Annotated in this window: 3 protein-coding genes and 2 pseudogenes; 1 reads left to right on the top strand and 4 read right to left on the bottom strand. The window is 64.7% G+C overall.

The window, feature by feature from the left end; genetic code table 11:
• Positions 1-136 precede the first annotated feature (136 nt).
• The 3 genes from ABZ453_RS50095 to ABZ453_RS50085 all read right to left on the bottom strand — a co-directional run bounded on the left by ABZ453_RS50095 (position 137) and on the right by ABZ453_RS50085 (position 3,203).
• Positions 137-532 (bottom strand): DUF6009 family protein, encoded by a 396-nt coding sequence (locus ABZ453_RS50095; protein ID WP_359026613.1) that lies wholly within the window; start codon positions 530-532, stop codon positions 137-139.
• 163 nt (positions 533-695) lie between these two features.
• Positions 696-2,228 (bottom strand): phage/plasmid primase, P4 family, encoded by a 1,533-nt coding sequence (locus ABZ453_RS50090; RefSeq protein WP_359026611.1) that lies wholly within the window; start codon positions 2,226-2,228, stop codon positions 696-698.
• Positions 2,229-2,429: 201 nt separating this feature from the next.
• Positions 2,430-3,203, bottom strand: a complete 774-nt coding sequence (locus ABZ453_RS50085; protein WP_359026615.1) for a bifunctional DNA primase/polymerase — start codon at positions 3,201-3,203, stop codon at positions 2,430-2,432.
• A 1,655-nt stretch (positions 3,204-4,858) separates the two neighbouring features.
• Between ABZ453_RS50085 and ABZ453_RS50080 the strand changes: the two are divergent.
• A pseudogene (locus tag ABZ453_RS50080) lies at positions 4,859-5,184 on the top strand (transposase); the annotation flags it as partial.
• Positions 5,185-5,193: 9 nt separating this feature from the next.
• On the opposite strand, the pseudogene ABZ453_RS50075 reads toward ABZ453_RS50080, so the two are convergent.
• Positions 5,194-6,073 (bottom strand): annotated as a pseudogene (locus ABZ453_RS50075) (hypothetical protein); the annotation flags it as partial.

Here is a 6,073-nt window from a genome sequence, read left to right as displayed (position 1 = left end):
CGCTTCGCTGCCTGTGGCGAGCTCATCATCCAGATGCCGACAGGCGGTTGAGCTGGGCAAATCGCTACAGGTAACCATCATCACCGCCTGTTACCGCCGAATGTGAGACAGGGCCGTTGGCTGGACAGACCCTCCGTCACCACCGAGTGTGAGACAGGGCCGAAGACTGCACCGACCCTCCCATCTGTGAGCGGGGGGTTTTCTCCCCCACCTTTCTGACGTTGATGGTGCGAGGATCGACGGCTTCTCCGGGGGCGCCTTGCTGGTAAAGGCCTTCGGGCTCAGTGTCGCGGTCGTGTGGGAGGAGGAAGAAGACACGACGGCGGTAAAGACCGCTGTCGGGATCTGCTTCGGCGTGGTCGTCGAGTTCGGCGTAGCCGACCATGCGACCGTCGCGGTCGTAGCGGGGTTTCTTACGGCGTCGGGGTGTCTTATCTAGGGCCTGGCGGACGTAGTCAAGGTTTTCGGGGTTCTCCAGCCACACCACCTGTGCTTCGTGGGTGAGGTCAGCCTCGCTCAGTAGCGCACTCATGGCTGTTGCCTCTCCTCTGCGTACCGGGCTGGATGGCGCTTTGTCTCGTGGGGTGGCCTGCTTCCTGGCGGTGAGTCTGACCCAGCAGATTCATGGTAGGCCGGGTGAGTGGACGTGTGTAGGGGGCATGCTATGCCGATGGTTGGGGCGGTGCGGTGTTGGCTCATGAGGGCTTGTCCAACAACGCGAGGCAAGGGTAATACTTGCGGCCGTTTGATTTGATCATATCGGCGGGTGAGGTGAGGCCGACTTCCTGCCGGACGCGGGTGGCGAAGGCGCGCGCGCCAGCGGGGCGGATGCCTTCGCCGGCGCTGCACCAGGAGACGTAAGTGGTGTAGAGGAGGCCTTGCTCGACGCGGAGGTCCGGTTGGGCATCGACGTCACGGGTGCAGCATTCGGTCAGGAAGCGGCCGATGTGATCTTCAGTGTTCGCGTATGCCGTGGTGGCGATGCGGACGCGGTCGGGGCCTTCGAGATTGTCACGGGTGGTGAGGTAGCGGCGGGCGCCTTGGATGAGCCACTGCAGGATGCCGGGGCCTTCGTCGCGGACAAGCTCGAAGGCTAAATTGTCGATCTTGCGGTGATCGGGGACAGTACGCTCGAAGGGCAGCAGACGGATTCGGCGCCAGAAGGCGAAGCCGCCGGTGGAGACCTCGGGGCGGTGGTTGCCGAGCAGCCACAGGTGGTGGGTGGGGGTGAAGGAAAAGTAGTCCTGCCGCATCCGGCGGGCTTTTATCTTGTCGCCGCCGGTCAGAAGCCGGACACGGGCTTCATCGAACTTGTCGTTGGGCTTAAGTTCGCTGCAGACGATGAGTCGGCGTCCGTGGAGTTCGGTGAGTTCAGTGGAGTGCTCGGAGAATGCGCCGCGGTCCATGAGGAAGCCCGGTGGGGCGGCGTCCGCGTAGTCGCCGAGGATTTGGATCATGGTGTCGAGGAGGACGCTCTTGCCATTCTTGCCGTGGCCGTGGAGGAAGGGCAGAACCTGGGCACCGACGTCACCGGTGATGGAGTAGCCCAACAGCAAGTGCAGGAAGTCGATCATTTCCTGACCTTCGGCGTCGTCGCCGAAGGTGTCGTACAGGAAGCGGTGCCAGCGCGGGGTCTCGATTGGCTGAGGAGCGACGCTGGTGGCACGGGAGTGGAAGTCCCGGGCGGGGTCTGACTTGCGCAGCAGGCCGGTGTTCAGATCGACGACGCCAGCAGGAGTGCACAGCGAGTAGGGATCGCCGTCGAGGATGTCGGGGTCGAGGGAGAGGTCTGGGGAAGCCTTGGCTTGGGTGAGGAGGGCCTTGATGCCGGTCGTCGACAGTGTGCGCTTCTTGTGCAGGTAGAGGTCGCGGTCGCTGAACAAGCCACGCGGGTCGGTACCTGGCAGGCCTTCGGCCATTTCGCCGGCAGCCCACAACGCCGCCTTTTCGCCGCCGTTGCGCCTCCAGCGGTAACCGTCCCATGAGAACCAGCCCAGGGCCTCGACATGGCGGAACTGGTCACGGTAAAGCTCCACAAAGAGCTTGGCGTTGCCTCGGTCAGTGAGCGTGCCGGGCAGAGGCCCGGGCTGCGCCAACGAAGGCGCTGCCACCGGCGTGATGCTGACCTGTGCTGGGAGCGCTGCGCGCAAACGGGCTGCGCGTTCGAGGTCCAGCATCTGCTGAGCGGCGGCACTGACGTCGAAGCGCGGTGTTTCGGCGCTGCTCATGAGCGTCCTTCGAGGTGGAGCGGGCGTGCGGATCCGACGGCGAAGGCGATGCGTTCGTCGGGAGTGTTCTGCCGGGGAAGTGCAGCCGTGGCCACTGTGAACAGCAAGGCTCGCGCGGTGCGTTCGTCGAGATGTCCGGCAGATGTGAGTCCTCCGGCGGCGTAGGCGGCCCTATTGAGCTTTTCGGTGCAGGCCGCGCCTTCAAGCGTTGGCACGCACTACCTCCATGATCAAAAAGTTCAGGACGCGCTGACCGCTATCCGAGCTGCTGTGGTGGCGCAGTTGGGAGACCGTAGCTCGGGGGCGGACCCGGGGGTCCAGCCCTTCGGGCAGGAGTGTCGGCAGACGAGAGGAGCCCTCGCAAACGCAAGTGCCCCGGGCGGTGCGGGTGGTGGGGGCGCTGATGTAGCAGCGGTTGGCCCATACAGCGGCCTGCCACACCAGAGTGACCCTGGTAGTTGATCCAGTGGAGCAGCGAAACCCTGTGGCCTGACTGGGCGTTCGATGCCAGGTGTGCAACCCGGATGGAGTGTGCACGCGCAAGGTGTTGTCGTCCTGGGTTTGGCCGAGTTGTCGGCGCAGCGCTGCCAGATGAGCGATGGTGTCGAAACCTGACGCCAGTCCCTGGAGGTTGATGGAGCGGTTAGGGACCGGCGTGTACTGCGCGTCGACGTCGAGCACGATCAGGTCCGCCTCCCGGCGGGCAACACCAACTCCCCAGGCGGGATTGCCTGACCACCAGGTGCTGTCCTCGATGTTGGTGGTCGTGGCGTGGAATCCGTGGCACGGAGGATCAGCGGGGAGGCCTGCCCGGCTTGCCGGCGGACGGTGCTGATGCCGGCAAGCCGGGCAGCCCACGGCGGGGGTTTTGCGACCTGCAGCGAATCGATGGACTGGCCACCTCCGTTCGGCGCACCGGCGGGCGATGGCGTGGGGCGTGGCAGACCTCGCACTTATTGCGGGCGCTCTAGTCACACCGGAGCCAAGCACGCGTAGGTCCTTCTGAGGAGGTCTGGTTCGTTGTATTCCTGCCAGCCCTGTGTGGTACAGACTCTCTGTATGGGATCAGGGACCGGAGGGACTGCGTTTCGGGAGAGAGTCTAGAACCAGAGCCGGGCATGTTGGCAGTCCACTTGCGTGGCGGTCTATCAGCTTTCTGGTCCCTCCGGTCTCTTCGCTCTCTGCTAGGCGGCACTCGACAACGCTCGTTAAGTGAATGCCCACATTCGGCCGGAGCCGGAGGGGCGTAACCTTTAACTGCACCTGGCACGCGCGCATCCATCGGCGGTCGATGGGCGCTGGCAACGACGCTCAAGCTCTCAGGTTCCGGCCACTAGGGAGGGACGGACTCTACACGGATCGCCTTCGTCGCTCCCTCGCCGGTCCTGAATGTTCTCAGGTCACATGGGTCCCGAAACTCTCAAACGCCATAGAGACTGAGATCTCCAACTTATGAGTACGCTGCGCACATGTGACTGAAGCGGACGCGCGGGCGACACGCACACGGACCATACCTCCGAACTACAGACCCTTCGGTCCCTGCCTGGAGGTCTTCCAGTTCATGACCTGCATGTTTACCAGTGATCGAGGGCCCCAAGCGGGTCGTGTCCCGCGACGTGGTGTAGGGGATCAAGCGCTGCGCGTTCCGGTTCGAGGCCCACGGCGATCTGCCTGTTGGCGACAGCCCACGAAGCGTGCCGGTAAGGCGAGCTGGACACCCGATCGGGCGGGGCCACCGTCCCTGGCCTGCGGATTCCGGTGGCTTGATCCCCTACACCACCTGGCTGGACGCCATCCCCAAGCGGGCCGAAACCCTCTCTGCCCGAGGCTGCATCGCTCCGTATCAACGCAGTGTGCCAGTCCTCGCGAGCGGAGATCTGACGGTCATAACGGGAATACGGCAACTTCTCAGGCCACCTGACCACGCCCTGCCGCGAGCACCGTGTTGTGCAGAATGTCACATAACAAGTAGAGTCATTTGACTCTACTGAACCCGAAAGCGTCCCGATAGGGTTTACTCTGCTGGTTCATCCGAATACTCGCAGGAGTACCGGGGCAGGCTTTTAATGAAATGGCCGGTAAGGGTGGCGGTAGCTGTACTCGCTGCCTGTTCACTCGGACTGGCTGGCACTGCTGCGACCGCGTACGGGCGCCTAACGATCTGCGTCCGGAAAACACCGTGTGGTGCATTTGCGGCATCAACGATGGCGTGCGATGCATTGATGTGAAGACTGGATCTCCCTGGGTGACGGCTCCCCTTTTTGTGGATTTTAGGAGTGAATTCAGAAGATTCCCGGGTAGGGGCTGCAGCCAGGGCCTCGGCGTAGTGAGGTTCCCCCGTCATGCGGGAGGTGCTGATCAGCTGGTCAGCAGGGGTTGATGGGTGTTCAGATTCGTTGGTTCGGCCGTCGCCTGCTCGGCCTCGATCGGGCTGAGGAAGCCGAGCCGTTCCTGGATGCGGCGGGAGTTTAGTACTCCAGTCTGACTTCGCGATCTTGTGGCGGACCCACCTGGGAACGGGTACGGCCACCGCGTGATCATCGGTTGGTGTGTGGACAAACGAAGATCGTGCGGTGGCCGCGGGCCATAGCGTAGACCCTGCCCGCTGGCGGGTGTTGTTCGACCAGGCCATGGCTCGTATCGCCGGGCGGTTCGGCCGAGTTGAGCCTCGGGCCAAGGCCCGCGCCTACGTGCTCGGGCTGCTGTCGGCTACCGAGCGGAAGAACTGCTGGCAACTGGCTGAACAGGCCGGTCACGCCCGGCCCGGGCCGATGCAGCGCCTGCTGCGCTATGCCCGCTGGGATGCCGACGCCGTCCGTGACGACGTCCGCGCCTACGTGGTCGACCGCCTCGGCAACGACGGCGTTCTCATCGTGGACGAGACCGGCTTCGTGAAGAAAGGCAGCATGTCGGCGGGGTACAACGCCAGTACACCGGTACCGCCGGCCGGATCGAGATGCGGCCTTCATACTGCCCCTCCTGAAGTGATGTGCGATGGCTGGGGTTTGATCTGCGGTGAGGCTGCGATCAGAGACCGGCAAGCGGCCTCGGTGGTCGGGTTCCAGGGGATGCACAGGCGTCCGACGGGGGTGTGGCGAGCGGTGAGCTGGCCGTGGGTGATCCAGCGATAGACCGCGCTGGGGTTGATCCCGGGGATTCGTGCGGCCTGGGACACGGTGATCTCGTCGGGGCGCGGGGTGCTGGGGGCGGGGAGGTGGTGGTTTTGCCTGGTCGAGCGCATTGAGGCGATGGTGAAGGGTTTCCCGCGGGCGGTGGTCAGCCCGCGGGAGTTGAGCAGGTCGACCAGTTCAGCGTCGGGCAGCGTGGTGCCGTGTTCGCGGATGAGGTGGACAGCGGCGGGCTCGGGGCGGGGTGGATGGGTGGGGAAGACCAGGGTGTCGGTGGCGCCGGTGCGCCAGCGCACGCCGAGCTGGATCTGCTCGCGGACTGGTTCGGGCAGCACCGTGACGTCGCAGATCAGTGTGCGCAACAGGCGCTTGCGATCCCGGTCGGTGGTGGTCGGCGCGTGCCAGAGGACTTCGACGTCCCCGACGAGTTGTTCGAGGGCGGCGCGGTCGGGCAGGTCGGGTTGGTGGGCGCGGAGCTCGGCCAGCGCCTGTTCGGTCTCGGCGAGTTCGGCAAGCCGCGCCTCCCAGCGGGCTTCGAGGGTGCGGGCGACGAGCCGGTTCTCCGGTTCGACTTGGCTGAAGGCTCGCTCGGCCCGTTCGGCTTGGTAGCGTGCGCGTTCCACGCCCGAACCAGCGCCCGCCTCGTGAAGTGCCCCATCTCCCAGTACACCGTTGCCGGGCAGTCCCGCCCCAAGAACAGCCAGCGGATCACGGCCG

The sequence above is a fragment of the Streptomyces sp. NPDC005799 genome (assembly GCF_040630525.1).
Classification (GTDB): domain Bacteria; phylum Actinomycetota; class Actinomycetes; order Streptomycetales; family Streptomycetaceae; genus Streptomyces; species Streptomyces griseorubiginosus_B.
The sequence above is the reverse complement of the archived record's forward strand: the minus strand, read 5'-3'. Positions and strand labels throughout refer to the sequence as shown.